This is a genomic window from Acidovorax sp. BL-A-41-H1, from assembly GCF_051942715.1.
In genome coordinates, this window is sequence record NZ_JBPVJQ010000003.1 from 1,565,720 (window position 1) to 1,590,902 (window position 25,183).

At 64.8% G+C, this 25,183-nt stretch carries 26 protein-coding genes; 16 read left to right on the top strand and 10 right to left on the bottom strand.

Going from position 1 to position 25,183, the window contains the following annotated elements:
* Nucleotides 1-219: 219 nt before the first annotated feature.
* The 3 genes from dnaJ to grpE all read right to left on the bottom strand — a co-directional run bounded on the left by dnaJ (nucleotide 220) and on the right by grpE (nucleotide 4,047).
* Entirely contained in the window at nucleotides 220-1,365 is a 1,146-nt protein-coding gene (gene dnaJ / locus ACTPOI_RS07960) for a molecular chaperone DnaJ (protein ID WP_440108059.1), read from the bottom strand.
* An 84-nt stretch (nucleotides 1,366-1,449) separates the two neighbouring features.
* A complete protein-coding gene (gene dnaK, locus ACTPOI_RS07965) occupies nucleotides 1,450-3,399 on the bottom strand; it encodes a molecular chaperone DnaK (protein ID WP_440108060.1) in 1,950 nt (649 codons plus the stop codon).
* A 96-nt stretch (nucleotides 3,400-3,495) separates the two neighbouring features.
* A complete protein-coding gene (grpE, locus tag ACTPOI_RS07970) occupies nucleotides 3,496-4,047 on the bottom strand; it encodes a nucleotide exchange factor GrpE (RefSeq protein ID WP_069106622.1) in 552 nt (183 codons plus the stop codon).
* Nucleotides 4,048-4,384: 337 nt separating this feature from the next.
* On the opposite strand from grpE, the gene rpsF reads away from it, so the two are divergent.
* From rpsF to dnaB, 5 genes are all read left to right on the top strand, one after another.
* Nucleotides 4,385-4,810 (top strand): 30S ribosomal protein S6, encoded by a 426-nt coding sequence (gene rpsF / locus ACTPOI_RS07975; RefSeq protein WP_440108061.1) that lies wholly within the window; start codon nucleotides 4,385-4,387, stop codon nucleotides 4,808-4,810.
* A gap of 15 nt (nucleotides 4,811-4,825) precedes the next feature.
* Nucleotides 4,826-5,116, top strand: a complete 291-nt coding sequence (priB, locus tag ACTPOI_RS07980; protein WP_069105171.1) for a primosomal replication protein N — start codon at nucleotides 4,826-4,828, stop codon at nucleotides 5,114-5,116.
* 17 nt (nucleotides 5,117-5,133) lie between these two features.
* Nucleotides 5,134-5,415 carry a 30S ribosomal protein S18 gene (rpsR, locus tag ACTPOI_RS07985; protein WP_119108310.1) on the top strand — a complete coding sequence of 94 codons (282 nt, stop codon included), beginning with the start codon at nucleotides 5,134-5,136 and terminating at the stop codon, nucleotides 5,413-5,415.
* 12 nt (nucleotides 5,416-5,427) lie between these two features.
* On the top strand, nucleotides 5,428-5,880 hold the full coding sequence (gene rplI, locus ACTPOI_RS07990) for a 50S ribosomal protein L9 (protein ID WP_291516587.1): 453 nt from the start codon (nucleotides 5,428-5,430) through the stop codon (nucleotides 5,878-5,880).
* 438 nt (nucleotides 5,881-6,318) lie between these two features.
* The gene (gene dnaB, locus ACTPOI_RS07995) at nucleotides 6,319-7,731 is read left to right on the top strand and encodes a replicative DNA helicase (protein ID WP_291516585.1); all 1,413 of its coding nucleotides are present in this window, start codon (nucleotides 6,319-6,321) and stop codon (nucleotides 7,729-7,731) included.
* 249 nt (nucleotides 7,732-7,980) lie between these two features.
* On the opposite strand, the gene ACTPOI_RS08000 is transcribed toward dnaB, so the two are convergent.
* The 4 genes from ACTPOI_RS08000 to ACTPOI_RS08015 all read right to left on the bottom strand — a co-directional run bounded on the left by ACTPOI_RS08000 (nucleotide 7,981) and on the right by ACTPOI_RS08015 (nucleotide 11,476).
* Complete coding sequence (locus ACTPOI_RS08000) at nucleotides 7,981-8,367, bottom strand: hypothetical protein (protein WP_440108062.1); 387 nt, start codon at nucleotides 8,365-8,367, stop codon at nucleotides 7,981-7,983.
* A gap of 2 nt (nucleotides 8,368-8,369) precedes the next feature.
* Nucleotides 8,370-10,169 (bottom strand): PhoH family protein, encoded by a 1,800-nt coding sequence (locus tag ACTPOI_RS08005; protein WP_440108063.1) that lies wholly within the window; start codon nucleotides 10,167-10,169, stop codon nucleotides 8,370-8,372.
* 189 nt (nucleotides 10,170-10,358) lie between these two features.
* The gene (locus tag ACTPOI_RS08010; protein ID WP_440108064.1) at nucleotides 10,359-10,844 is read right to left on the bottom strand and encodes a peroxiredoxin; all 486 of its coding nucleotides are present in this window, start codon (nucleotides 10,842-10,844) and stop codon (nucleotides 10,359-10,361) included.
* Nucleotides 10,845-11,101: 257 nt separating this feature from the next.
* Nucleotides 11,102-11,476 carry an Mth938-like domain-containing protein gene (locus ACTPOI_RS08015; protein ID WP_440108065.1) on the bottom strand — a complete coding sequence of 125 codons (375 nt, stop codon included), beginning with the start codon at nucleotides 11,474-11,476 and terminating at the stop codon, nucleotides 11,102-11,104.
* A gap of 159 nt (nucleotides 11,477-11,635) precedes the next feature.
* Between ACTPOI_RS08015 and ACTPOI_RS08020 the strand changes: the two genes are divergently transcribed.
* The 8 genes from ACTPOI_RS08020 to ACTPOI_RS08055 all read left to right on the top strand — a co-directional run bounded on the left by ACTPOI_RS08020 (nucleotide 11,636) and on the right by ACTPOI_RS08055 (nucleotide 19,455).
* Complete coding sequence (locus ACTPOI_RS08020) at nucleotides 11,636-12,871, top strand: pyridoxal phosphate-dependent aminotransferase (protein WP_440108066.1); 1,236 nt, start codon at nucleotides 11,636-11,638, stop codon at nucleotides 12,869-12,871.
* Nucleotides 12,872-12,892: 21 nt separating this feature from the next.
* Nucleotides 12,893-13,912, top strand: a complete 1,020-nt coding sequence (locus ACTPOI_RS08025) for a DUF1176 domain-containing protein (RefSeq protein ID WP_440108067.1) — start codon at nucleotides 12,893-12,895, stop codon at nucleotides 13,910-13,912.
* A 60-nt stretch (nucleotides 13,913-13,972) separates the two neighbouring features.
* On the top strand, nucleotides 13,973-15,307 hold the full coding sequence (locus ACTPOI_RS08030; protein ID WP_440108068.1) for a homoserine dehydrogenase: 1,335 nt from the start codon (nucleotides 13,973-13,975) through the stop codon (nucleotides 15,305-15,307).
* A gap of 44 nt (nucleotides 15,308-15,351) precedes the next feature.
* The gene (locus tag ACTPOI_RS08035; protein ID WP_440108069.1) at nucleotides 15,352-15,666 is read left to right on the top strand and encodes a response regulator; all 315 of its coding nucleotides are present in this window, start codon (nucleotides 15,352-15,354) and stop codon (nucleotides 15,664-15,666) included.
* Nucleotides 15,667-15,703: 37 nt separating this feature from the next.
* The gene (thrC, locus tag ACTPOI_RS08040) at nucleotides 15,704-17,146 is read left to right on the top strand and encodes a threonine synthase (RefSeq protein ID WP_440108070.1); all 1,443 of its coding nucleotides are present in this window, start codon (nucleotides 15,704-15,706) and stop codon (nucleotides 17,144-17,146) included.
* 105 nt (nucleotides 17,147-17,251) lie between these two features.
* On the top strand, nucleotides 17,252-17,821 hold the full coding sequence (gene mobB, locus ACTPOI_RS08045; RefSeq protein ID WP_440108071.1) for a molybdopterin-guanine dinucleotide biosynthesis protein B: 570 nt from the start codon (nucleotides 17,252-17,254) through the stop codon (nucleotides 17,819-17,821).
* A 32-nt stretch (nucleotides 17,822-17,853) separates the two neighbouring features.
* Nucleotides 17,854-19,128, top strand: a complete 1,275-nt coding sequence (locus ACTPOI_RS08050) for a molybdopterin molybdotransferase MoeA (protein WP_440108072.1) — start codon at nucleotides 17,854-17,856, stop codon at nucleotides 19,126-19,128.
* 72 nt (nucleotides 19,129-19,200) lie between these two features.
* A complete protein-coding gene (locus tag ACTPOI_RS08055; protein ID WP_440108073.1) occupies nucleotides 19,201-19,455 on the top strand; it encodes a MoaD/ThiS family protein in 255 nt (84 codons plus the stop codon).
* A gap of 146 nt (nucleotides 19,456-19,601) precedes the next feature.
* Here the strand turns inward: ACTPOI_RS08055 and dapA are convergent, their stop codons facing one another.
* The 3 genes from dapA to ACTPOI_RS08070 all read right to left on the bottom strand — a co-directional run bounded on the left by dapA (nucleotide 19,602) and on the right by ACTPOI_RS08070 (nucleotide 21,489).
* Nucleotides 19,602-20,510 (bottom strand): 4-hydroxy-tetrahydrodipicolinate synthase, encoded by a 909-nt coding sequence (gene dapA / locus ACTPOI_RS08060; RefSeq protein ID WP_440108293.1) that lies wholly within the window; start codon nucleotides 20,508-20,510, stop codon nucleotides 19,602-19,604.
* A gap of 339 nt (nucleotides 20,511-20,849) precedes the next feature.
* The gene (locus ACTPOI_RS08065) at nucleotides 20,850-21,203 is read right to left on the bottom strand and encodes a hypothetical protein (protein ID WP_440108074.1); all 354 of its coding nucleotides are present in this window, start codon (nucleotides 21,201-21,203) and stop codon (nucleotides 20,850-20,852) included.
* A 31-nt stretch (nucleotides 21,204-21,234) separates the two neighbouring features.
* Nucleotides 21,235-21,489, bottom strand: a complete 255-nt coding sequence (locus ACTPOI_RS08070) for a hypothetical protein (RefSeq protein ID WP_440108075.1) — start codon at nucleotides 21,487-21,489, stop codon at nucleotides 21,235-21,237.
* Between the two features lie 103 nt (nucleotides 21,490-21,592).
* Here ACTPOI_RS08070 and ACTPOI_RS08075 point away from each other — a divergent pair, with 103 nt between their 5' ends.
* The 3 genes from ACTPOI_RS08075 to clpB all read left to right on the top strand — a co-directional run bounded on the left by ACTPOI_RS08075 (nucleotide 21,593) and on the right by clpB (nucleotide 25,154).
* Nucleotides 21,593-21,823 (top strand): hypothetical protein, encoded by a 231-nt coding sequence (locus tag ACTPOI_RS08075; RefSeq protein ID WP_291518991.1) that lies wholly within the window; start codon nucleotides 21,593-21,595, stop codon nucleotides 21,821-21,823.
* Between the two features lie 61 nt (nucleotides 21,824-21,884).
* Nucleotides 21,885-22,361, top strand: a complete 477-nt coding sequence (locus tag ACTPOI_RS08080; protein WP_440108077.1) for a molybdenum cofactor biosynthesis protein MoaE — start codon at nucleotides 21,885-21,887, stop codon at nucleotides 22,359-22,361.
* A gap of 201 nt (nucleotides 22,362-22,562) precedes the next feature.
* Nucleotides 22,563-25,154, top strand: coding sequence for an ATP-dependent chaperone ClpB (gene clpB, locus ACTPOI_RS08085; RefSeq protein ID WP_440108078.1), 2,592 nt, complete (start codon nucleotides 22,563-22,565; stop codon nucleotides 25,152-25,154).
* Nucleotides 25,155-25,183: the final 29 nt, after the last annotated feature.

A 25,183-nucleotide genomic window follows, 5' to 3' on the forward strand; every position in this document is an offset into this window, starting at 1 on the left:
GCTGGCCATACGCCAGCGTTGATGAATCATCCTACTGCGCTGTGGGCGCCGCCCTTGGGGTGAGCCGGGGTTTCTTGCTTCAGGTCAAGGTCGGGGCGATGGGTGTCATCAAGCTGCCATGTGGGCAGCCCCGCTGCAGGCGCCACAAAAGAAAACCGCCCGGGCCTGTGCGGCGGCGGGCGGTTCTGTGGGCACGGGCCTGCAGGGCCCTGTGCGTGGTCAGCTGAAGAAGTTCTTGAGCCGGTCGGTCCAGCTCTCGCCGCTGGGCGAGTGGCGTGCGCCACCCTTCTTGAGCGAGTCTTCCAGCTCGCGCAGCAGCTTGCGCTGGTGCTCGGTCAGCTTGACAGGCGTCTCTACCGCAATGTGGCAGTACAGGTCGCCCGGGTAGCTGGCGCGCACGCCCTTGACGCCCTTGCCGCGCAGGCGGAACTGCTTGCCGGCCTGCGTGCCTTCAGGGATGTCGATGGCGGCCTTGCCTTGCAGCGTGGGCACCTCGATCTCGCCACCCAGTGCGGCGGTGATGAAGCTCACCGGCACCTGGCAGTGCAGGTCGTCGCCGTCGCGCTCGAAGATGTCGTGCTTCTTCAGGCGGATCTCGATGTACAGGTCGCCCGGCGGGCCGCCATTCGTGCCCGGCTCGCCATTGCCCGTGCTGCGGATGCGCATGCCGTCGTCAATGCCGGCGGGGATCTTCACTTCCAGCGTCTTTTGCTTCTTGAGCTTGCCCTGGCCATGGCAGGTGGTGCACGGCTCGGGAATGATCTTGCCCGTGCCGCGGCAGTGCGGGCAGGTCTGCTGCACGCTGAAGAAGCCCTGGCGCATCTGCACCGTGCCCGCGCCCTGGCAGGTGCCGCAGGTCTTGGCGCTGGTGCCGGGCTTGGCACCGCTGCCGTGGCAGGTGTCGCAGCTCTCCCACGACGGGATGCGGATCTGCGCGTCCTTGCCGCGGGCGGCCTCTTCCAGTGTGATTTCCATGGCGTAGCTGAGGTCGCTGCCGCGGTAGACCTGGCGGCCACCGGCACCGCGCCCGCGTCCGCCCTGCTGGCCGAACATGTCGCCAAAAATATCGCCAAACGCCTCGGCAAAGCCGCCGAAGCCTTCCGCGCCCGCGCCACCGGGGCCGCGCATGTTCGGGTCTACGCCGGCGTGGCCGTACTGGTCATAGGCAGCCCGCTTTTGCGGGTCGGAGAGCATCTCGTAAGCCTCCTTGGCCTCCTTGAACTTCTCTTCGGCAGGCTTGGCGGCATCACCCTGGTTGCGGTCAGGGTGGTGCTTCATCGCCAGCTTGCGATACGCCTTCTTGATTTCTTCGTCCGAAGCGTTCTTGGGAACGCCCAGGATTTCGTAAAAGTCTCTTTTGGACATGGTCATTCAGAACCCGGTTGGAACAGGAACGCCGCGCAGCCCGTTACGAGCAATGCGCGGCGGCTCGGATCAACGGGGGCTCGCTCAGCCCTTCTTGACTTCCTTGACCTCGGCGTCGACCACGTTGTCGTCGTGAGCGGGCTTGGCGGACGCGCCGGCCGATGCACCTGCGGCCTCTGCACCGCCGGCCGCCTGGGCTGCCTGCGCCGCTTGCGACTCGGCATACATCTTCTCGCCCAGCTTCTGGCTGGCGGCCATCAGCGCGGTGGTCTTGTCGTCAATGGCGGCCTTGTCTTCGCCCTTCAAGACTTCTTCCAGGGCCTTCACGGCCGCAGTGATCGCGTCCTTTTCGCCCGCGTCGAGCTTGTCGCCATGCTCGGCCAGGCTCTTGTTGACGCTGTGCACAGCGGCTTCGCCCTGGTTGCGGGCCTGCACCAGCTCCAGCTTCTTCTTGTCGTCGGCGGCGTTCAGCTCGGCATCCTTCACCATCTTCTGGATTTCTTCTTCCGAGAGGCCGGAGTTGGCCTTGATGGTGATCTTGTTTTCCTTGCCCGTGCCCTTGTCCTTGGCGCCCACGTGCAGGATGCCGTTGGCGTCAATGTCGAACGACACTTCGATCTGTGGCGTGCCACGGGCTGCGGGTGGAATGCCTTCGAGGTTGAACTCACCCAGCAGCTTGTTGCCCGAGGCCATCTCGCGCTCGCCTTGGAACACCTTGATGGTCACGGCAGGCTGGTTGTCATCGGCCGTCGAGAAGGTCTGTGCGAACTTCGTCGGGATGGTCGTGTTCTTGGTGATCATCTTGGTCATGACACCGCCCAGGGTTTCAATGCCCAACGACAAAGGGGTCACGTCCAGCAGCAGCACGTCCTTGCGGTCGCCCGACAGCACCTGGCCCTGGATGGCAGCGCCCACGGCCACGGCTTCGTCAGGGTTCACGTCCTTGCGGGGTTCCTTGCCGAAGAATTCCTTGACCTTCTCCTGCACCTTGGGCATGCGGGTCATGCCGCCCACCAGGATCACGTCATGGATGTCGGACACCGAAACGCCAGCATCCTTGATGGCCATGCGGCAGGGCGCAATGGTGCGCTCGATCAGCTCGTCCACCAGGGCTTCCAGCTTGGCGCGGGTCAGCTTGATGTTCAGGTGCTTGGGGCCCGAGGCATCGGCCGTCACGTAGGGCAGGTTGATGTCGGTCGAGGCCGAGTTCGACAGCTCGATCTTGGCCTTTTCGGCGGCTTCCTTCAGGCGCTGCAGGGCCAGCACGTCGTTCTTGAGGTTGACGCCGGATTCCTTTTTGAACTCGTCGATGATGTAGTCGATGATGCGCTGGTCGAAGTCTTCGCCGCCCAGGAAGGTGTCGCCGTTGGTCGACAGCACTTCGAACTGCTTTTCGCCGTCCACATCCGCGATCTCGATGATGGACACGTCGAACGTGCCGCCACCCAGGTCATACACGGCAATCTTGCGGTCGCCCTTTTCCTGCTTGTCCAGGCCAAAGGCCAGGGCTGCAGCGGTAGGCTCATTGATGATGCGCTTTACATCGAGGCCTGCAATGCGGCCGGCGTCCTTGGTGGCCTGGCGCTGTGCGTCATTGAAGTACGCAGGCACGGTGATCACGGCCTCGGTCACGGGCTCGCCCAGGTAGTCCTCGGCGGTCTTCTTCATCTTGCGCAGGATGTCGGCCGACACTTGCTGGGCTGACAGCTTCTTGCCGCGCACTTCCACCCAGGCGTCGCCGTTGTCGGCAGCCACGATGGAGTAGGGCATCAGGTCGATGTCTTTTTGCACTTCCTTTTCGGTGAACTTGCGGCCGATCAGGCGCTTGATGGCGAACAGCGTGTTCTTGGGGTTGGTCACGGCCTGGCGCTTGGCCGAGGCGCCGACGAGGATCTCGCCGTCTTCCTGGTAGGCCACGATGGAAGGCGTGGTGCGGGCGCCTTCGCTGTTTTCGATCACACGCGTGGTGTTGCCTTCCATGATGGAAACGCAGCTGTTCGTGGTGCCCAGGTCAATGCCGATGATTCTTCCCATGATTTTTCTCCGAATGCTTGAATGGTTTGGATGACTGGTAACTTGTGGATAACTTGCGTTGCTTCAAGTCATCCGTGTCGATTTATCTGCAAAAGCTCACTTGGGCGCGGTCACGGTGACCAGGGCCGGGCGCAGTACGCGCTCTGCAATCACGTAGCCTTTTTGCAGCACGGCGACCACGGTGTTGGGTTCCTGCTCGGCAGGCACGACGCTGATGGCCTGGTGCTGGTGCGGGTCGAACTTCGCGCCTGCGGCGGGGTTGATCGCCATCACCTTGTTGCGCTCCAGGGCCGAGGTGAGCTGGCGCAGCGTGGCATCAGCGCCTTCGCGCAGCTGCTGGGGCGTGGCCTCTTTGATGGACAGGGCGGCGTCCAGGCTGTCAGCCACGGGCAGCAGGCTCTCGGCAAAGCTCTCGATACCGAACTTGCGGGCCTTGGACACTTCATCCTCGGCGCGACGGCGGGCGTTCTCGGCTTCGGCCTTGGCCCGCAGGAACTGGTCGGCCAGATCGGCGCTCTTGGCCTTGAGCTCGGCCAGCTCGCCCTGCAGGCGGGCCAGTTCGTCCGACGCGTGGGCGGCCATGGCGGCTTCGACTTCTTCAGGGGCGGGAGCGCTCTGGGAGAGATTGGTTTCGCTGTGATCTGACATGGTCTTGTAGAGGTAATGGAGCGGGTACGCGCGGTAGCTGCGGGCCTTCGGCCGGAATTCAAGCCCCCGTGTAGGGGCATGGTCAGCTTGGAACGCGGGGGCTGCCTGGGCTGTTGCTGGTGATGGCCGGTGGTGCCTCAGATGTCGGCCCGTCTTGCGTTTTTGCAAGTGCCACCGGGCGGTTTGCCTGATGCAGAGCCACTGCAGACAGCCGTTTTGCCAGCGGGAGTGTACAAGCCCGCCAAGTCAGGGCTATAATCGCCGGCTTTGCCTTGCCACACCGCACGACCCATCCGGGTCGGGACGCAACGGGTGGTCTTACCCAAAAGGAGTATGCATGCGTCATTACGAAATCATTTTGTTGATCCATCCGGATCAAAGCGAGCAAGTTCCAGCAATGCTGGAGCGCTACAAGGGCATGATCACCGCTGGCGGTGGCAAGGTGCACCGCGTGGAAGACTGGGGCCGCCGTCAACTGGCGTACCTGATCAACAAGCTGGCCAAGGCCCACTACCTGTGCGTGAACATCGAAGCCGACCAGGCTGTGATGGCTGAACTGGAGCACGCCTTCAAGTTCAACGACGCCGTACTGCGCCACCTGACGGTCCAGAAGAAGAAGGCCGACACGGGTCCATCTTCGATGATGAAGACTGTCGAGCGCGAAGAAGCCCGCAAGGCTAGCCAGGCGGAATACGCAGCTGCCGGTGGCGAGCGCGGTGAGCGCCAAGACCGCGGTGACCGCCCGGATCGCGGCGACCGCTGATCCATCTTCATTGGAGTGGAGAACCGCGTAGCCCTGACCGCCTGTATTGCAGAGGCTGAGCCCCTGCGTTACACGCCCGCCGGACTGCCCGCCATCACGCTGCGACTCGAACACGAGTCCCGGCAGACGGAAGCAGGCACCCCGCGCGAAGTCAAGGCTGCCATGAAGGCGATTGCTTTTGGAGCAATGGCCGAGCGCCTGGCAAGGCAGAACATCGGAAGTCTCTGGACTTTCACCGGTTTTCTGGCCACCCCGCGCAATGGCAAGACCGCGGTGCTGCACATCCAGGATATTCAACAAAATTAATTTGCAAGGGGTCCGCAATGGCCGCATTCAAGAAGTTCAACAAAGACAAGCGCCCAAAGCGCAACACCCAGTCCCTGCTGTTCAAGCGCAAGCGCTTTTGCCGCTTCACGGTGACGGGTGTTGAAGAAATCGACTACAAGGATGTCGACACGCTTCGCGATTTCATCGCCGAAAACGGCAAGATCATCCCCGCACGCCTGACGGGCACGCGCGCCATCTTCCAGCGCCAGCTGAACACCGCCATCAAGCGCGCCCGCTTCCTGGCCCTGGTGCCTTACAGCGACCAGCACAAGATCTAAGGAGCACAACCCATGCAAATCATCCTGCTCGACAAGGTTGTGAACCTCGGCAACCTCGGCGAAATCGTCAAGGTCAAGGACGGCTACGCCCGCAACTTCCTGATCCCTTCGGGCCGCGCACGCCGCGCCACCGAAGCCAACAAGGCCGAGTTCGAAGCCAAGCGCGTTGAACTGGAAAAGGCTGCAGCTGCCAAGCTGGCCGAAGCCCAGGCTCAAGGCGAAAAGCTGGGCGGCACCACCGTCAAGCTGACCCAGAAGGCTGGCGTTGACGGCCGTCTGTTCGGCTCCGTGACCAACCATGACATCGCCGAAGAGCTGAACAAGCAAGGCTACAAGGTTGTCAAGGCCCAGGTCCGCATGCCCAATGGCCCCATCAAGGTCGTGAGCGAGTCCACTGTGAGCGTGGCCCTGCACACCGACGTGGTGGTGGACGTGACGGTGACGGTGCTCGGCGAAACCGCCTGACCGATTCCCCGGCAACTGCCACGAAAGAAAGCCGCCTTCGGGCGGCTTTTCTTTTTGTACCGGTGGTGCAGCCGCGAACCAGCGGTTTCATACACATCTGCCCACCGGCAGTGCACGCGTTATCCACAGACTTGTGCAATGACGGCGCGCTGCGCCGGCGATAGCATCACGGGTTGCCCACGGTTGCGTGCGATTGTCCCGGGATGTCTGGCGCGGGCCTCGATCTGCTTCGTGGCTCGCAATGGGTCTGCGAAACGACTGGTCAAGCCGACAGCAGCGGCCGCGCCCGAGGCGCGGTTAGCGATGACAAACGCGGCGACCGCAAGGCGCCCGTAGGAGCAGGGTCACCAAGTACCCGCTGGGCGAAGGCCGTGGGCGACATTGCGTCCCCGGGCCGTATTTTCGGAGGGCTCTCTGCTCTCGGTGTCAAAGGATTTCATGTCTGCTGTGTTTCCCCCCCTCGACGACGGCTTCACCCCGGTGCCAGACCGCGAGATAGCCAAGCTGCGCGTGCCCCCGCACTCGATCGAGGCGGAATCGAGCGTGCTGGGCGGGCTGCTGCTGGACAACAACGCCTGGGATCGCGTGGGCGACCTGCTGGTCGAAAGCCACTTTTACCGGCACGAGCACCAGATGATCTACACGGCCATCGGCGCGCTCATCAATGCCAGCAAGCCGGCCGATGTGATCACCGTGTTCGAGCACCTCACCAACCTGGGCAAGGCGCAGGATATCGGTGGGCTCACCTACCTGAACAACCTGGCCCAGTACGTGCCCAGTGCCAGCAATATCCGGCGCTATGCCGAGATCGTTCGGGAGCGGGCCATCCTGCGCAAGCTGGTCACGGCCAGCGACGAGATTTCCACCAACGCATTCAACCCGCAGGGGAAGACAGTCGAGCGCATCCTGGACGAGGCCGAGGCCAAGATCTTCGCCATCGGTGAAGAGGGCTCGCGCACCAAGCAGGGCTTCCAGTCGCTCGACACGCTGGTGATCGACCTGCTCGACCGCGTCCAGGAAATGGCCGACAACCCGGTGGACGTGACGGGCGTGCCCACCGGCTTTGCCGACCTGGACCGCATGACGTCCGGCCTGCAGGCGGGCGACATGGTGGTGCTGGCAGCGCGCCCCTCCATGGGCAAGACCTCGTTCGCGGTGAACATCGCCGAGCATGTGGCGCTCAACGAAGGCCTGCCCGTGGCTATCTTCTCGATGGAAATGGGCGCGGCCCAGCTGGCCGTGCGTATCGTGGGCTCCATCGGCCGCGTGAACCAGGGCAACCTGCGTACCGGCAAGCTGACCGACGAGGAATGGCCCCGCCTGACGGAAGCCATCGAGAAGCTGCGCACCGTGTCGCTCCACATCGACGAAACCCCCGGCCTCACGCCCAGCGAACTGCGCGCCAACGCGCGGCGCTTGGCGCGGCAGTGTGGCAAGCTCGGCCTGATCGTGGTGGACTATTTGCAGCTGATGAGCGGCTCCGGTTCATCAGGCTCCGACAACCGCGCCACCGAGCTGGGTGAGATCTCGCGGGGGCTGAAGATGCTGGCCAAGGAGCTGCAGTGCCCGGTGATCGCGCTGTCGCAGCTCAACCGCTCGGTCGAACAGCGCACCGACAAGCGCCCCATGATGTCCGACCTGCGCGAGTCCGGCGCCATCGAGCAGGATGCCGACATCATCATGTTCATCTACCGCGACGATTACTACAACAAGGACTCCAAGGAGCCCAATGTGGCCGAAGTGATCATCGGCAAGCAGCGTAACGGCCCCACCGGCACGGTGAAGCTGTACTTCCAGAAGAACCAGACGCGTTTCGAGAACCTGGCGATGGGTTCTGGAGACGATTACTAGTCAAAATGGGCTGTAGCGCTTGATTTGCAAGCACCTATTGCTATCTAAAACATAGCAAATGTGCTGGCGTGTCACAGCGCTGGCGTCCACCCTAATCCGCGCAACAGCACCAGCCGTACGCACCTGCTGAGGCCCGACACCTGCTCCCCGCTTGTCGCCAAAGGCCCGGCAAACGCGCTGCCGTGCCGCGTGGGCCTGCCAGGCACTTTTCGGCGTTGTCAGCGCGTACAGCAGCCGCAGCCCGCGGCTCTATTGCGTCACTGCCCAGATCAGCAGCCCCAGGCAGGTCGCTCCCAGTACCGTGATCGCCAGGGTGAGGCGCCGGTTGCGCTTGCGCAGGTCTTCCACGGCCCGTATCACCTGCGCGTTTTGCTGCGCAAGTGACTGGATCAGCGCTGCGCCATCGATTTGCTCCTGCTCCAGTTGCCCGACGCGTTCGCGCAGGTGCAGCAGTTGGGTTTCCACAGGCAGGGCGGCCTCTTCACCGGATGCCGCAATGGATGCGGCGCCCGGCGCATCGGCCTTGCCCTTGCGTGTGGTGCCCAGCAGCTTCTTGGCGGCGTTGAGGATCTGGGGCGTGGCCTCGATGACATCGCCCCAGGGCACGAGCTTGAGTGCGGTGACCCAGCCGACCATGGTCAGAGTACCTCGCTGGCAAAGTCGGCCAGGCGCGAGCGTTCACCGCGCGCCAGCGTGATGTGTCCGCTGTGTGGCCAGCCCTTGAAGCGGTCGACGGCAAACGTGAGCCCCGACGAACCTTCGGTGAGGTACGGCGTATCGATCTGCGCCAGGTTGCCCATGCAGATGATCTTGGTGCCCGGGCCCGCGCGTGTGATCAGCGTTTTCATCTGCTTGGGCGTCAGGTTCTGCGCCTCATCGATGATCACGTACTTGTTCAGGAAGGTACGCCCGCGCATGAAGTTCATGCTCTTGATCTTGATCCGGCTGCGGATCAGCTCGTTGGTGGCTGCGCGGCCCCACTCGCCGGCGTTGCCGCCATCGCCCTTGGCTAAAAATTCAAGGTTGTCGTCCAGCGCGCCCATCCAGGGACCCATCTTTTCTTCCTCGGTGCCGGGCAGGAAACCGATGTCCTCGCCCACGCTCACCGTGGCGCGGGTCATGATGATCTCGGTGTAGCGCCGGTCGTCCAGCACCTGCGTGAGTCCCGCGGCCAGGGCCAGCAGCGTCTTGCCAGTACCAGCGGTGCCGGTCAGCGTCACGAAGTCAATCTCCGGGTCCATGAGCAGGTTCATGGCGTAGTTCTGCTCGCGGTTGCGGGTGGTCACGCCCCACACCGCGTTCTTGGCCGAACCGTAATCCTTGAGCGTCTGCAGCACCGCGGTCTTTTCGCGGATCTCGCTCACGCGCGCAAACAGGCTGGGCTCGCCGGGCGCCTCGAAGTACACGAACTGGTTGATCATCAGCTGCGGCACGATGGGCCCGCCGATGCGGTAGTACGTGTGTGCGCCGCTCTGCCAGCTCTCCACATTCTTGCCGCTCTTGGACCAGAAATCCTGTGGCAGGGCCAGCACGCCGGCGTAGAGCAGATCGCCGTCTTCCAGCGTCTTGTCGTTCTGGTAGTCCTCGGCGTTCAGGCCCAGGGCGCGCGCCTTGACGCGCATGTTGATGTCCTTGGACACCAGCACCACTTCCCGTTGAGTGTGCTCCTTTGCCAGGGCCGCGACCACGCCCAGGATCTGGTTGTCGGCCTTGCCCGGGGGCAGGCTGGTGGGCAGGCTGTAGTCCAGTGGTGCGGTCTGGAAGTACAGGCATCCGCCAGCGGCGCGCTGGCCGGTGGAGTCCAGCTTGAGCCCGCGGCCGATGTCGGCACCCTGGACGCCGGCGAGGGCATCGAGCGTGCGGCTGGTCTGGCGGCCATTGCGGGCGACTTCGGTCATGCCCTTCTTGTGACCGTCAAGCTCTTCCAGCACGATCATCGGCAGGAAGATGTCGTGCTCTTCAAACCGGAACAGGCTGGTCGGGTCGTGCAGCAGCACGTTGGTGTCCAGCACGAACAGCTTGGCGGGGCCGCGTGGGCGGCTGGCACGCTTGGTGCGGCCACCTGCCGCTGGCGTGGTGGCCGGAGCCACGGCTTCGGCAACGGACTGCGTGGCTGCCGCAGGTGCCTTGGCGGTGCGGCGGGGCGTGCTGCGTGCAGGTGCTTCGGCGCGTTCCGGGGCTGCCATCGCAGGGGCGGGCGCTGCCGCGCGGCCGCGCGTCTCGACCTGCACCATGCCGCCGCTGGCGGCAGGCATGGAGGCCGACGCAACGCTGTCTGCCTTGCGGCCACTGCGGCCGGTGGCGCTGGAGCGTGCGGGCGCATCGGTTGCCGTCACCTCTGCGGTGTCGGCGGCGGGCTTACGGGGGCGGGCAGTGATCTCGAATGCTTCAGGCGCCAGGAGCGCAGCACGTCGGCTGGGTGCGGGTGGCAGGGGCATGGGTGGCAGGGCCTCGGTCAGTGGGGTGATCAGAAAGCAAAAAGCCGCCTGGAGGCCAAGGCGGCTTTTCGTGTGGGGGCAAGCGTTGCGTGTACCGGCAGCATCGATCCATTATGCCTACAGGCCAAGGCGGAACAGCGCAGGGCGAGTAGGGATAAAACGACAGCGTCTGCCAGACGCAATGAACAGTCAGGCGGCCTTCTTCAGCGCCTTGATGGACTTCACCGCCTTGAGGACGTCATCCACGTGGCCGGGTACTTTCAGGCCGCGCCATTCCTGCACCAGCAGACCATCAGGGCCGACCAGGAAGGTGCTGCGCTCGATGCCCTTGACCTTCTTGCCGTACATGATCTTGTTCTTCACCACACCGAACATGTGGCACATTTTTTCTTCCGTGTCGGCGATGAGTTCAAAGGGCAGTTCCAGCTTTTCCTTGAATTCGTCATGCGACTTCATGTTGTCGCGCGACACACCGAAAACAGCTGCCCCGGCCTTCACGAAGTCCTTGTACTTGTCGCGAAACTGCATGGCCTCCGTGGTGCAGCCAGGGGTATTGTCCTTGGGGTAAAAATAGAGAACGATGACCTGGCCAAGGTGGGAGGTGTTGGAGACCTTGATACCACCGGTCGCGTTGGCTTCAAATTCAGGGAGGGGTTTGTTGACAACGATCGCCATAGCACTTCAATCTCTCAGGTGTAGTCGTTGGTAAGTCGGGGTGTTGGGTGTGTTATTGCTCTTGTGAGTGGCCCCGACCGCAACCCGTGATTTTACCCCGAAACCCCTTCCCGACCAAATGTAAGACAGTGTGTCGGCTCTGTGCCGAGGGGCGCTATGGGCGCCGCGCTGCTCCCCGTCGGTCGGCTGTGCTGTGTCTCAGGCGGAGCTGCTTCGCAGACGGTGACAGAAGGCGAGCGGAATCGGCGATTCGCCCCTCACTCACCTTCCAGCAAGAGCGCCACCACCACAGTGCGGCCTTCGCTGGCGAGGATGTTGTACGTGCGGCAAGCCGCCGCCGTGTCCATGGTTTCGAGGCCCATGCGACGGGCCATCAGGGGGGCGAGCCAGGCCGGAGGCGGAAAGCGGTTGCGCTTGCCGCTGCCGAAGATCACCAGCTCGGCTTCCAGCAGGGCCAGTTGCGCGAAATGCTCGGCGGTGAGGTCCTCGAACCGCGCGCAGGCCCAGGGCTCGCGCGTTCCTTTCGATCCGAGAATGACGCTTTGCGCAATCTTTTCCCCATCCACCGTGATCCATCCCGGCCCGTAGCCGCTGATGGTTTGCGCTTCTGAGCGGTCGGGCTGGAATTTCATGGGGATGGGGTCTTCGGGCGAAGCGTGTAAGGGGTGGCTGGTACAGGCTCGTACAGGCGCTGGCACCCAGGCGCGCTGCTGAACTGTGGTCAAATTATAGGTTTCGCCCCAGTGTGCCCGCCCGTCGGCGGCACAAGGCCCCAGCACCATTGCCAGCGCATGAAAACCGTCCATAAATCCGCCAAGCTCGCCAACGTCTGTTATGACATCCGGGGCCCGATCATGGATGCGGCCAAGCAGATGGAAGAAGACGGCCACAAGATCATCAAGCTCAATATCGGCAACCTGGCCGTGTTCGGCTTCGACGCCCCGGAAGAGATCCAGCAGGACATGATCCGCAACCTGCCCAACTCGGCAGGCTATTCGGACAGCAAAGGGATCTTTGCAGCGCGCAAGGCGGTGATGCACGAAACCCAGAAGCAGGGTATCAAGGGGGTGACCCTGGATGACATCTATCTGGGCAATGGCGCCAGCGAGCTCATCGTGATGGCCACGAATGCGCTGCTGGACACGGGCGATGAGCTGCTGCTCCCATCGCCCGATTACCCGCTGTGGACCGCCGCGGCCAGCCTGTCGGGCGGCACACCGGTGCACTATCTGTGTGATGAGGCCAATGGCTGGATGCCCGATCTTGACGACATCCGCGCCCGGATCACGCCCCGCACCAAGGGCATCGTCGTCATCAACCCCAACAACCCTACCGGTGCGCTCTACTCGGACGAGCTGCTCAAGGGCATTGTCGAGATCGCACGGGCGCACGGCCTGGTGATCTTTGCCGACGAGGTCTACGACAAGGTGCTGTACGACGGCGCAAAGCACACCGCCATCGGCTCGCTGAGCGAGGACGTGCTCACGCTGACTTTCAACTCGCTGTCCAAGAGCTACCGCTCGTGCGGCTACCGCGCCGGCTGGCTGGTGGTGTCGGGCGACAAGAAGCCCGCGCGCGACTACATCGAGGGCCTGAACATGCTCTCGAACATGCGGCTGTGCGCCAATGTGCCGGGCCAGTGGGCCATCCAGACCGCGCTGGGCGGTCACCAGAGCATCAACGAGCTGGTATGCGAAGGCGGCCGTTTGCGCAAGCAGCGCGACCTGGCGTACGAGCTGATCACCGCGATCCCGGGCGTCACCTGCGTGAAGCCGCGCGCCGCGCTGTACATGTTCCCGCGTCTGGACCCGGCCGTGTACCCCATCAAGGACGACCAGCAGTTCTTCCTGGAGCTGCTGCAGGAAACCAAGGTCATGCTGGTGCAGGGCACGGGCTTCAACTGGGCCGCGCCAGACCATTTCCGCATCGTGTTCCTGCCGCATGAGGATGACCTGCGTGATGCCATCGGGCGTGTGGCGCGGTTCCTGGAACAGTACCGCAAGCGCAATCAGGCGCTTGCGGCCTGACCCGTCCCGGGAGCCCTTGCCGTGCGCGCAACCCATGTGAATGTTCGCAGCCTCGGGCGTGCGGGATGGTTGCTGGCATTCGCGATGGTGCCCGCAGGCGCACTGGCTGCCGACCCTGCTGCGGTGAGCTTTTCGCACAAGGACTGGGCCTTGCAGTGCGATAACACCCGTGCCTGCGCCGCGGTGGGTTACCAGGCTGAAAGCGGAGACTCTGAACCCGTGTCGATCCGGCTGACCCGCGCGGCTGGCCCGGGGACTGCGGTGCAGGTCGACCTGCAGGTCTACACCGAAAAAGCCAGCCCGGCGGCTCTCCAGGTCACGGCGGGTAAGTTCAGGCTGACGGGCCTTGATGGCAACAGCCCGCAAGTGCCTGCCGCGCAGGTGCCACGCCTGCTGCAGGAGTTGCTGCGCAGCGAAGAGGCCATCGTGACTGCCGGCAAGGACCGCTGGGTGCTGTCCCTGGCGGGGGCCAATGCGGTGCTGCTGAAAATGGATGAGGTTCAGGGCCGTCTGAACACACCTGGCGCAATCGTGCGCAAAGGCACACAGCCCGAATCCACCGTGCCGCCGGCGGTGCCCGCTCCGGTCGTGAAATCCGTCAAACCCATCCCTGCCCGCAAGGGCGATGCGGCGCTGGCCGGGCCACTGCTGGCCGCTGTGGGCCGTGCCGACCTGGAAGGGCAGTGCAATGGTGGCCTGCCGGATGCGTCTGATGTCAAGGTCCACCGCCTGACCGACCGCAAGCTGCTGCTGGAGGTGCCGTGCGGCATGGGCGCTTACAACTTCAGCAGCCTCCTTTTCATGACCAATGACCGCGCGCCTTACCAGCCCCGGCTGCTGGAGGATGTGGACGGCGAGTTTGACCCCGCCACCGGCGAGGTGCGCTCGGCCATGAAGGGCCGCGGCATTGGCGACTGCTGGTGGATGCGCTCCTGGCGCTTTGATGGCAAGGGTTTTGTGCTGACGGGCGAGCAGGGCGACAGCATGTGCCGCGGGTTCCCCGGCGGCGCCTGGCAACTGCCCGCGTACGTGACCCGGTAGCTGCGGGCCTCCCCGCCCATCTGTATTTACAACGATTTCGAGTTCACAAGAGTTATGACCATGAAACCCATCCAAGTAGGCCTGCTGGGCATCGGTACCGTCGGCAGCGGCGTGTTCAGCGTGCTCCAGCGCAACCAGGACGAGATCAGCCGCCGCGCTGGCCGCGGCATCGAGATCACCATGGTGGCGGACCTGGATGTCGAGCGCGCCAGGAGCGTGGTGGGCGCTGGAGTGCAGGTGGTCAACGATGCGCGCGCGATCATTGCCAACCCCGATATCGACATCGTGATCGAGCTCATCGGCGGCTACGGCATTGCCCGCGCGCTGGTGCTCGAAGCCATCGCCGCCGGCAAGCATGTGGTCACCGCCAACAAGGCGCTGCTGGCCGTGCACGGCACCGAGATCTTTGCGGCCGCATCGGCCAAGGGTGTGATGGTGGCGTTTGAAGCCGCCGTGGCCGGTGGCATCCCCATAATCAAGGCGCTGCGTGAAGGCCTCACGGCCAACCGCATCCAGTGGATTGCCGGCATCATCAACGGCACCACCAACTTCATCCTGTCGGAGATGCGCGACAAGGGCCTGGACTTCGACGTGGTGCTCAAGGAAGCCCAGCGCCTGGGCTATGCCGAAGCCGACCCTACCTTCGACATCGAAGGCGTGGACGCCGCGCACAAGGTCACGCTGATGAGCGCCATCGCCTTCGGCATCCCGGTGCAGTTCGACAAGGCCTACGTGGAAGGCATCACCAAGCTGGGCGCGGCCGACATCAAGTACGCCGAGCAGCTGGGCTACCGCATCAAGCTGCTGGGCATCACCAAGCGCGCCGACAAGGGCGTGGAACTGCGCGTGCACCCGAGCCTGGTGCCCACCAAGCGCCTGATTGCCAATGTGGAAGGCGCGATGAACGCCGTGGTAGTGCAGGGCGATGCCGTGGGCACCACGCTGTACTACGGCAAGGGCGCGGGCAGCGAGCCTACCGCCAGCGCCGTGATTGCCGACCTGGTGGACATTGCCCGCCTGCACACGGCCGACCCTGAACACCGCGTGCCGCATCTGGCCTTCCAGCCGCAGACGCTGAGCGACGCCATGGACGCCCTGCCCGTGCTGCCCATGAGCGAGGTGGTCACCAGCTACTACCTGCGGCTCTCCGTGGCCGACCAGGCCGGCGTGCTCGCCAAGGTCACGGGTTTGCTGGCCGAGGCCGGCGTGAGCATCGACGCCGTGCTGCAGCGCGAGGCCGACGAGGTGGGGGGCGAAGGTTCCACGCAGACGGACCTGATCATCCTCACGCACAACACCCGCGAAGGCACCATGGACGCTGTCATCGCCCAGATGCAGGCCCTGCCCACGGTGCTGGCGCCCATCACGCGCATCCGCAAGGAAGAGCTCAACTGACCGTTGCCGCATCAGTCGCCCGCCCATGATCCCTGCGCAGTGCCATGCCCACCCTCGTTGCCGTGCTGACGCTGGTGGCGCTGCTCAAGCTGTCCGCGGTCGACATGCCGCGCTGGCACCTGGCCTTCTGGTTCGGGGTGCTGGTCACGCTGGCCCTTTCGGGTTCCATGTCGCGGGCCGATGCGTTGCTCAACGGCGCGGGCAGCTTTGCGGCAGCGTGGCTGTATTTCGTGCTCCTCGATCGCACCGACAACCTGCAGGACAAGCCCCTGCACTGGCTGGTGCTGATCGGCGGCTTCGCGGCGCTGATCGCCTCGCGCTTTTACATTGACATCCAGGTCTACGGCATCAGCTTTTGAGCGCAGCATCCGAGACCAGCTACCCACGGGAATTCCCATGAAATACCTCAGCACCCGCGGCCATGCCGACCGCAAGCAGTTCTGCGACATCCTGCTCGAAGGTCTGGCCCCCGATGGCGGCCTGTACCTGCCCGAGCACTACCCGAAGGTGGATGACGCCATGCTCACGCGGCTGCGCAAGGCCTACCACGAGCAGGGCTACGCCGAGCTGGCGTTCCAGGTGCTGTCGCTGTACATCGACGACATTCCTGCGGCCGACCTGAAAGCCCTGTGCGCCAAAACGTACACCGCCGAAGTGTTCGGCACCGGCGAGATCGTGCCTCTGCGCCATCTCGAAGACGGCCTTTGGCTCGAAGCCCTGTCCAACGGCCCCACGCTGGCCTTCAAGGACATGGCCATGCAACTGCTGGGCAACCTGTTCGAATATGAACTCAAGCGCCGCGGTGAGCAGCTCAACATCCTGGGGGCCACCAGTGGCGACACCGGCAGCGCCGCCGAATACGCCATGCGCGGCAAAGAAGGCGTACGCGTCTTCATGACCAGCCCGCACGGCCGCATGAGCGCCTTTCAGCAGGCACAGATGTTCAGCCTGCAGGACGAGAACATCCACAACATCGCCATCGAAGGCGTGTTCGACGACTGCCAGGACATCGTCAAGGCCGTGAGCAACGACCTGGATTTCAAGCGCAAGTACAAGATCGGAACCGTCAACTCCATCAACTGGGCCCGTTTGCTGGCGCAGGTGGTGTACTACTTTGCGGGCTACATCCAGGCCACGGAGACGAACAGCCAGAAGGTCAGCTTCACCGTGCCGTCGGGCAACTTCGGCAACGTCTGCGCAGGCCATGTGGCGCGCATGATGGGCCTGCCCATCCACAAGCTGGTGGTGGCCACCAACGAAAACGACGTGCTCGACGAGTTCTTCCGCACCGGCGTGTACCGCGTGCGGGCCGCGGCCGACACGCACGAGACATCCAGCCCCTCGATGGACATCAGCAAGGCCAGCAACTTCGAGCGCTTCATTTTTGACCTGCTGGGCCGCAACGGCCAGCGCACCAAGGCGCTGTTCAGCGCTGCGTTGCAAACCTACGGCCGGTTCGACCTGAGCGCCGACCCGCTATTCGCCGAGGCCGCCGCCAAATACGGCTTTGAAAGCGGCAGGAGCACGCATGCCGACCGCCTGGCCACCATCCGTGACAACTTCGAGCGCCACGGCGTCACCATCGACACTCACACGGCCGACGGCGTGAAGGTGGCGCGCGAGCACCACCAGGACGCGAGCGTGCCCATGATCGTGCTGGAGACCGCGCTGCCCATCAAGTTTGCCGAGACCATCATCGAGGCGCTGGGCCACGCGCCCGAGCGGCCTGCCAAGTTCGACGGCATCGAAGCGCTGCCCAAGCGCGTGCAGGTGATGCCGGCCGACGTGGAACTGGTCAAGGCCTACATCGAGCGCCACTGCGATTCGGCTGTGGCGTAGCCCGTCAGGGTCGGCTGAAACCGGTTTTTAGATAAAAAATGCCCCACGCGCTTGTCTGGTAAGCGTTGGCAGCTATAAATAGCATAGCTATACAAGGAGCGTTGGATGAAGGTTGCAGGTTTTGCCGGCTTTTCCGGCAGTGGCAAGACCACGCTGGTCGAGCAGTTGATCCCCGAGTTGCGCATGCGAGGGCTGCGCGTCTCGGTGGTCAAGCACGCCCACCACAGCTTTGACGTGGACCACCCCGGCAAGGACACCTACCGTCACCGCGAGGCCGGTGCCTTTGAGGTGGTGGCCGCGTCGGACAAGCGGCTGATGCTGGTGCGCGAGTTCGAGCAGCCTGCCGTGCTCAGCGTGCACCATCTGCTGGCCGAGCTGTACCAGGGCGTGGACTGGGTGCTGGTCGAGGGTTTCAAGGAAAGCGACCTGCTCAAGATCGAGGTATGGCGCCTTCCCGAGGCGGGCCAGACGGCCCGGCCCGTGCGCTACCCCGACGACGACTTTGTGGTGGCCGTAGCCACCGACGCACCGGAACACCTGCCCGTGCGCACGGGCCTGCCGGTGCTCGACCTCAACTCCCCGTCGGCCGTGGCCGACTTCCTGCTGGAGCAGGCCCACCGCTTTGAATACGACTGGGAACTGCACGGTGGCGTGCTGCCTGCCACAGTGCGTTGAGATCGCCTGAGATCCCCCGTTTTCTGCCCACCATGAAGCCTACCCCCAAGCCCCTGAAGCCCCTGGACGATGCCCTGGCCGACCTGCTGGAGCAGGCTGTACCGCTGCCCGGCTGCGACATCGTGACCACCTTCGATGCTGATGGCCGGGTGCTTGCGCAAGACTGCATCTCGGCCCTGCAGGTGCCGCCGCAGGACAACAGCGCGATGGACGGCTACGCCGTGCGCCGCGCCGACGTGACCGCCCCGGGCGCCGAGCTGCCCGTGTCCCAGCGCATTCCCGCCGGCAGTGCAGGCGAGCCCCTGCAGCCCGGCACCGCCGCGCGCATCTTTACCGGCGCCCCCGTGCCCGCCGGGGCCGATGCCGTGCTGATGCAGGAAGACTGCGAAGCGCTCAATGCCGGCCTGGGCGCCAACTCGGGCGATGGTGGCGCGGCCCGGGTGCGCATCAACGCCGTGCCCCAGGCGGGCCAGTGGATTCGCCGCGCAGGCGAAGACGTCACCCGCGGCGCCGTGGTGCTGGCCGCAGGCACGCGCCTGTCGCCGGCCGAACTGGGCCTGGCCGCCAGCATTGGCCTGCACCAGCTGCAGGTGGCGCACCGCCCCAGGGTGGCGCTGTTTTCCACCGGCGACGAACTCGTGATGCCCGGCGATGTGCCGCCCGAGCAGATGCGCCCGGGCGCCATCTACAACAGCAACCGGTTTTTCCTGCGCGCCATGCTGCTGCGCCTGGGCTGCGAGGTCACCGACTTTGGCATCGTGCCCGACCGGCGCGACGCCACCATCGACGCACTGCGACAGGCCAGCAGCGCGCACGACCTCATCCTCACCAGCGGCGGCGTGAGTGTGGGCGAGGAAGACCACATCAAGCCCGCCGTCGAGTCGCTGGGCCGGCTCGACCTGTGGCAGATCGCCATGAAGCCGGGCAAGCCCTTTGCGTATGGCCAGATCCCGCGTGGAGGTGGCACCGCGCATTTCATGGGGCTGCCCGGAAACCCGGTGTCGAGCTTTCTGACATTTGCGCTGCTGGTGCGGCCCTTTGTGCTGCGGTTGCAGGGAGTGCGCGATGTTGCTCCCAAATCCATAGCTGCCACGGCAGACTTCACCTGGGCCCGGGCCGACAAACGCCGTGAATTCTTGCGCGTGCGCCGCCGGGCAGAAGGCGGGCTGGAGCTGTTTGGCAACCAGAGCTCGGGCGTGCTGACCTCGGCCGCGTGGGGCGATGGCGTGGTCGACAACCCGGCCGGCTGCACCATTGCACCCGGCGACACGGTGCAGTACATCGCGTTCTCGGATCTCCTGTCATGACCGGTGGTTGCCACGCTGCGCTGCCGCGTGCGCCAGTCGCCGCATCGGTTTTTGTTTTTGAACGGTAGGGCGATGAAAAAGATCACCGTGCGCTATTTCGCATCCATCCGCGAGGCCGTGGGCGCCGGGCAGGAGGTGGTGGAAACCGCTGCCGCCACGCTGGGCGCGCTGCGCGACGAGCTGATTGCCCGCGGCGGTGCCCACGCTGCCAGCCTGGCACGCGGCAAGGCCGTGCGCATGGCGCTGGACCAGACGCTCAGCGATGAATCGGCCGCGCTGCCGGATGCGGCCGAGGTGGCGTTTTTCCCGCCGGTGACGGGCGGGTAGGCGCGCGGCACCCCAGCTGTACTGCTCCGCCGGCGGGGTGCGAGGCGAGGGCTGAGCAAGTCAACCCGCGCAGCGCGTCTCGGGCAGCCTTGCACGGGCTTGCGCGCGGTCTCAAAGCCCCGCTTGCTTGCGGTGGCGATGCCTGTTTATGAGATGCGCTGGCGCAACTCCCCTTCCGCCACTAGGCCCTGTAGACGCTCGGCAAGCGCCAGGGAGGCCGGCATCATCGGCGCGCGCAGCACATTGCGCATCCAGCCAGCGTGCGCCAGCACGGCCTTCAGCGGTGCGGGGTTGGGCTCGGCAAAGCAGGCCTGCACCCAGGGCAGCAGCCCATGCCACAGCCTGCGCGCCTGCGGCAGATGTCCGGCCTCCAGTAGTCGCACCAGCTCCACGAAGCGTTCGGTTTGCCAGTGCGCGCTGGCTGCGATGGCGCCCGCGCCCCCCAGTGCCATCGTGCTGAAAATCTGCGCGTCTTCGCCGGTCAGCACGGCCAGGCGGCCATCGGCGATCAGCGCCTGGATCTTGGCCATGTCGCCGCCGCAGTCCTTGATGGCGACGATGCGCGGGTGGCGGGCCAGGCTCAGCAGCGTATCAGCGGCCAGCACGGCACCCGTGCGGTAGGGGATGTCGTAGACGATGATCGGCGCCGGGCTGGCATCGGCAATGGCGTTGAACCAGTGCAGCAACCCGTCTTGCGACGGCCGGATGTAGTGCGGCGCCGGCACCAGCACGCCCGCCAGCTGTGGGTATGCCGCCAAAGCCTGTACCTGTTCTAACGTCTGGCCCAGGTGGTAGCCGGATACGCCCATCACCACGGGCAGGCCCTGGGCGGCCTGCAGCACGGTCTCCAGCACCTGCAGCTGCTCGGCCTTGGACAGCGCTGCTGCCTCGCCGGTCGAGCCACAGGCGACCAAGCCTGACACGCCTGCGGACCGCATGCGTTCGGTAAGCGCTGCCAGGGCGATGTGGTCCACGCTGCCGTCGTCCAGAAACGGCGTGACCAGGGCGATCCACAGGCCGCGAAAGCGTGGTTCGGCAGACGCTAGGGTTGCCATGGGCGCGGCGGGAAAGATGGAGGAGAGGGCGGAAACAGTCATGGTGCAGCAAGTCCTTTGCGGGTTCGACCAGTGGAAGAACCGTCAGGGTGTGCGCACGAAGGGCCGCGAGGGCAGGGGGCCGGGGGCTGTCTGTCTGCCAGGTGGTTCCGTCGCTCATCCGGACGGAACCACAGCTCCGGTCAGATGAGCTCTGGTTTTTTGGTTTTGCCTGCGCACTGCGCTGCCACCACGGGGGTGTTGGCAGTCTGAGGAGTGCGGTGCGCGGGCATGGCGGCCAGTATAGGCGGGGCTGTTGACATGCCGTGTACCTGCGAGGGTAAGCCGTGGCGGGCGTGTTCAGCCCGCAACAGTGCCTTGCGGCCCGGCATCCGGCGCGGGAGCCGGCAGGTCCGGGCACTGCCAGTTCAGCAGCTCGGCCAGGCGGGTGACGATCCAGGTGGCCTCGGCCACCGACACGCCCGACTCGGCGGTGCACAACCCGGCATGGATGCGCCGCAGGATCTCGGCCTCGGACGGTGCCTGCACGTGGTAAAGCGTCTGCGCATGCTCGACCAGGTGGCCAGCCAGGTCTTCGCACAGCTCGTAGCGCGTGCGCACCGTGGCGGCTTTCTCGTTCAGGCGGCCACGCGCGTCGGTGTACACGGCCATGAACGATGGCGGCACGTGGATCTGGTTGTCGTCTTCGTACATCGGGTTGCGGCGTGATGGCGTGGCGGGCGCTTCAGTCTGGGGTGAACAGACGCTCAAAGCGTGCCTGATCGGCGGGCAGCTCGAAGGTTACGACCTGGCCCATCTTCATGTCGGACAGGCGGCAGGCCCCAAACAGCGTGGTCTTGCCCGCCAGGTCCATGCTGGGCAGGTCGATCAGCGCGTACGGGTACGGCACGAACACCTGGTGCGCGAACACATCGCGCGTGGCGTTGCGGGGCGACGGGTACAGCTTGTAGAGGGCGGTCTCGATGGTCTGGGTGGCCATGGGTGTGGGTGCAATGTGCGGCACAGCCCGCGGTGCGGGCAAGGTGCGGGTACAGTGCGGCGATCCTACCGACAATTGCTGTCGACAACCGCAGCTTCAACCCATGTCCAGAAACAAAAGCGAGTGGCCCGCCAAGGTGATGGCCCTCATCCAGGGCGGCAACGTGGCTGCCGCCATTGCCCAGATCAAGGTGGCGCCCACGGTGGGCGACATCACGCGGCTGCAGGCCCTGGCGGCCCGGCTGCCGCCTACACCGGCCCACATCCAGCTGCACAAGGTGCTGGAGGAAGAGCGCGCCATGCTGGCCGCGCCGCGCCTGCATCGCTCGCCATAACCCCGGCCCCCCCCCGGCCCCCGCCTGCCGCCGTTCGTTTTGCCTATCTCCCAGTCTTGCCATGAGCCAGCCCCGTGTTTCCATCCAGACCGAAGACTTCGACCTGAGCCGCGAGATCGCGGCGCTGCGCCAGGGCCAGCCTGGCGTGGGCGCCGTGTGCAGCTTTGTGGGCACCGTGCGCGACCGCAACGAGGGCGACGCCGTATCGACCATGGAGCTGGAGCACTACCCCGGCATGACCGAAAAATCCATCGAGGCCATGGTGGACGAGGCCTTCCGGCGGTTTGACATCTTCGGCGCGCGCGTGATCCACCGTGTGGGGCTGCTGCAGCCGCTCGACCAGATCGTGCTGGTGGCCGTGACCAGCGCGCACCGCGGCCAGAGCTTTCAGGCCTGCGAGTTCCTGATGGACTACCTCAAGACGCAGGCGCCGTTCTGGAAAAAGGAGCAAACGCCCGGTGGCGCACGCTGGGTGGACGCCCGCGTGAGCGACGACGCGGCACTGGCGCGCTGGGGCATTGTGGCCAGCAATGCATAGATTTGTGGTCGCAGGGCGGTTTTCAAGCCAAATAGGCCGATAGCGCACGTAAATCAATGTCTGGTAGCTATGAAAAGTATAGCAAACGAGATGTAGCAACCTGCGCGCGTTGCTGACACAGGTCAATCCCCCGATGCGGGCGCTGCCTTGAAATAAGGCAGCGCCCGCCCCACGTGCTGGGTAATTCGGAGGACTTAGACCATGCGTCTCGACAAATTCACCACCAAGTTTCAGGAAGCTCTGGGCGATGCGCAGAGCATTGCGCTCGGCCATGACCACGCCTACATCGAGCCCGTGCATGTGCTGCTGGCCATGCTCAAGCAGGACGACGGCCCCAAGGCGCTGCTGCAGCGGGCGGGCGCCAACGTACCCGGCCTGACGGCCGCGGCCGAGGCCGCCGTCAAGCGCCTGCCCCAGGTGCAGGGGCACGACCAGGTGCAGGGCGGGCCCGAGCTGGGCCGCGTGCTGCAGGCCACCGAAAAAGAAGGCATCAAGCGTGGTGACCAGTTCATTGCCAGCGAGCTGTTCTTGCTGGCGCTGATCGACAGCAAGGGCGAAGCCGCCCAGATCGCCAAGGACAACGGCCTGACCCGCAAAAGTCTGGAGGCCGCCATCACCGCCGTGCGCGGCGGCCAGAAGATGGACAGCGCCGAGGCCGAGGGCCAGCGCGGCGCGCTGCAAAAGTACTGCATGGACCTGACCGAGCGCGCCCGCGCCGGCAAGCTCGACCCCGTGATCGGCCGCGACGACGAGATCCGCCGCGCCATCCAGGTGCTGCAGCGGCGCAGCAAGAACAACCCGGTGCTGATCGGCGAGCCCGGCGTGGGCAAGACGGCGATTGTCGAAGGTCTGGCCCAGCGCATCGTGGCGGGCGAGGTGCCCGAGTCGCTCAAGAACAAGCGCGTGCTCAGCCTCGACATGGCTGCCCTGCTGGCCGGCGCCAAGTACCGCGGCGAGTTTGAAGAGCGACTGAAAACCGTGCTGAGCGAGCTGGCCAAGGACGAGGGCCAGACCATCGTCTTCATTGACGAGCTGCACACCATGGTGGGCGCCGGCAAGGGTGAGGGCGCGATGGACGCGGGCAACATGCTCAAGCCCGCGCTGGCGCGTGGCGAGCTGCACTGCGTGGGCGCCACCACGCTCGACGAGTACCGCAAGTACATCGAAAAAGACGCTGCGCTGGAGCGCCGGTTCCAGAAAATTCTGGTGGGCGAGCCCAGCGTGGAAGCCACCATCGCCATCCTGCGCGGCCTGCAGGAAAAGTACGAGGCGCACCACGGCGTGGAGATCACCGACCCGGCCATCGTGGCCGCGGCCGAGCTCTCTAACCGCTACATCACCGACCGTTTCCTGCCCGACAAGGCGATTGATCTGATCGACGAGGCCGCGGCCAAGATCAAGATCGAGATCGACTCCAAGCCCGAAGCCATCGACAAGCTCGACCGCCGCCTGATCCAGCTGCAGATCGAGCGCGAAGCCGTGCGCCGCGAAAAGGACGAGGCTTCGCAAAAGCGCTTCGGCCTCATCGAGGAAGAGATCGAGCGCCTGCAAAAGGAAATTGCCGACCTGGAAGAAATCTGGACCAGTGAGAAAGCCCAGGCCCAGGGCTCGGCCCAGGTGCGCGAGGAGATAGAGCGCATCAAGCTGCAGATTGTCGAATTCACCCGCAAGGGCGATCTGACCAAGGTGTCCGAGCTGCAATACGGCCGCCTGCCCGACCTGGAGCGCAAGCTCAAGGAAGCCCAGGCCAAGGAAGACGGCAAGGACGGCGCATCGACCCCCAACCGCCTGCTGCGCACCCAGGTGGGCGCGGAAGAGATCGCCGAGGTGGTGAGCCGCGCGACGGGCATTCCGGTGTCGAAAATGATGCAGGGCGAAAAGGACAAGCTGCTGCAGATGGAAACCAAGCTGCACGAACGCGTGGTGGGGCAGGAGGAAGCGATTGCCGCCGTGGCCAACGCCATCCGCCGCTCGCGCTCGGGCCTGTCGGACCCGAACCGGCCTACGGGCTCGTTCCTGTTCCTGGGCCCCACGGGCGTGGGCAAGACCGAGCTGTGCAAGGCGCTCGCAGGCTTCCTGTTTGACAGCGAAGACCACCTGGTGCGCATCGACATGAGCGAGTTCATGGAGAAGCATTCGGTGGCCCGCCTGATTGGCGCGCCGCCCGGCTACGTGGGCTACGAGGAGGGCGGCTACCTGACCGAAGCCGTACGCCGCAAGCCCTACAGCGTGCTTCTGCTCGACGAGGTGGAAAAGGCCCACCCCGATGTGTTCAACGTGCTGCTGCAGGTGCTGGACGATGGCCGCCTGACGGACGGCCAGGGCCGCACGGTGGACTTCAAGAACACCGTGATCGTGATGACGAGCAACATCGGCTCGCACCTGATCCAGGCCATGGTGGGGCAGGACTATGAGGACATCAAGGATGCGGTGTGGGGCGAGCTCAAGAACCATTTCCGCCCCGAGTTTTTGAACCGCATCGACGAGACCGTGGTGTTCCACGCGCTGGATGCTGCGCATATCGCGTCCATCGCCAGGATCCAGCTGCAGCTGCTGCAAAACCGGCTCGCGAAGATGGATTTGGAGCTGCAGGTGTCCGACGCTGCATTGGCAGAATTGGCCAAGGTGGGGTTCGACCCCGTGTTCGGTGCGCGACCGCTCAAGCGGGCCATCCAGCAGCGCATCGAGAACCCGCTGTCCAAGCTGCTGCTGGAAGGGCGCTTTCCGCCCAAGAGCACGATTGCGGTCACGGTCAATCCGGTGCTGGAGCCGGGGGTGTTCCAGTTTGCATAAGGGGTTGCTACCCGTGTGCGGTAAGGTGG

What these genes read in the sequence shown, in the direction of transcription:
- ACTPOI_RS08075 (WP_291518991.1), top strand. Translation starts at nt 21,593, where the DNA reads ATGTCCAGAAACAAAAGCGAGTGGCCCGCCAAGGTGATGGCCCTCATC.
- ACTPOI_RS08020 (WP_440108066.1), top strand. Translation starts at nt 11,636, where the DNA reads ATGAAAACCGTCCATAAATCCGCCAAGCTCGCCAACGTCTGTTATGAC.
- thrC (WP_440108070.1), top strand. Translation starts at nt 15,704, where the DNA reads ATGAAATACCTCAGCACCCGCGGCCATGCCGACCGCAAGCAGTTCTGC.
- ACTPOI_RS08015 (WP_440108065.1), bottom strand. Translation starts at nt 11,476, where the DNA reads ATGAAATTCCAGCCCGACCGCTCAGAAGCGCAAACCATCAGCGGCTAC.
- ACTPOI_RS08055 (WP_440108073.1), top strand. Translation starts at nt 19,201, where the DNA reads ATGAAAAAGATCACCGTGCGCTATTTCGCATCCATCCGCGAGGCCGTG.
- dnaJ (WP_440108059.1), bottom strand. Translation starts at nt 1,365, where the DNA reads ATGTCCAAAAGAGACTTTTACGAAATCCTGGGCGTTCCCAAGAACGCT.
- ACTPOI_RS08030 (WP_440108068.1), top strand. Translation starts at nt 13,973, where the DNA reads ATGAAACCCATCCAAGTAGGCCTGCTGGGCATCGGTACCGTCGGCAGC.
- mobB (WP_440108071.1), top strand. Translation starts at nt 17,252, where the DNA reads ATGAAGGTTGCAGGTTTTGCCGGCTTTTCCGGCAGTGGCAAGACCACG.
- ACTPOI_RS08000 (WP_440108062.1), bottom strand. Translation starts at nt 8,367, where the DNA reads ATGGTCGGCTGGGTCACCGCACTCAAGCTCGTGCCCTGGGGCGATGTC.
- ACTPOI_RS08080 (WP_440108077.1), top strand. Translation starts at nt 21,885, where the DNA reads ATGAGCCAGCCCCGTGTTTCCATCCAGACCGAAGACTTCGACCTGAGC.
- ACTPOI_RS08010 (WP_440108064.1), bottom strand. Translation starts at nt 10,844, where the DNA reads ATGGCGATCGTTGTCAACAAACCCCTCCCTGAATTTGAAGCCAACGCG.
- rpsR (WP_119108310.1), top strand. Translation starts at nt 5,134, where the DNA reads ATGGCCGCATTCAAGAAGTTCAACAAAGACAAGCGCCCAAAGCGCAAC.
- rpsF (WP_440108061.1), top strand. Translation starts at nt 4,385, where the DNA reads ATGCGTCATTACGAAATCATTTTGTTGATCCATCCGGATCAAAGCGAG.
- ACTPOI_RS08035 (WP_440108069.1), top strand. Translation starts at nt 15,352, where the DNA reads ATGCCCACCCTCGTTGCCGTGCTGACGCTGGTGGCGCTGCTCAAGCTG.
- ACTPOI_RS08050 (WP_440108072.1), top strand. Translation starts at nt 17,854, where the DNA reads ATGAAGCCTACCCCCAAGCCCCTGAAGCCCCTGGACGATGCCCTGGCC.
- dnaK (WP_440108060.1), bottom strand. Translation starts at nt 3,399, where the DNA reads ATGGGAAGAATCATCGGCATTGACCTGGGCACCACGAACAGCTGCGTT.
- grpE (WP_069106622.1), bottom strand. Translation starts at nt 4,047, where the DNA reads ATGTCAGATCACAGCGAAACCAATCTCTCCCAGAGCGCTCCCGCCCCT.
- rplI (WP_291516587.1), top strand. Translation starts at nt 5,428, where the DNA reads ATGCAAATCATCCTGCTCGACAAGGTTGTGAACCTCGGCAACCTCGGC.
- ACTPOI_RS08065 (WP_440108074.1), bottom strand. Translation starts at nt 21,203, where the DNA reads ATGTACGAAGACGACAACCAGATCCACGTGCCGCCATCGTTCATGGCC.
- ACTPOI_RS08070 (WP_440108075.1), bottom strand. Translation starts at nt 21,489, where the DNA reads ATGGCCACCCAGACCATCGAGACCGCCCTCTACAAGCTGTACCCGTCG.
- dapA (WP_440108293.1), bottom strand. Translation starts at nt 20,510, where the DNA reads ATGGCAACCCTAGCGTCTGCCGAACCACGCTTTCGCGGCCTGTGGATC.
- clpB (WP_440108078.1), top strand. Translation starts at nt 22,563, where the DNA reads ATGCGTCTCGACAAATTCACCACCAAGTTTCAGGAAGCTCTGGGCGAT.
- dnaB (WP_291516585.1), top strand. Translation starts at nt 6,319, where the DNA reads ATGTCTGCTGTGTTTCCCCCCCTCGACGACGGCTTCACCCCGGTGCCA.
- ACTPOI_RS08005 (WP_440108063.1), bottom strand. Translation starts at nt 10,169, where the DNA reads ATGCCCCTGCCACCCGCACCCAGCCGACGTGCTGCGCTCCTGGCGCCT.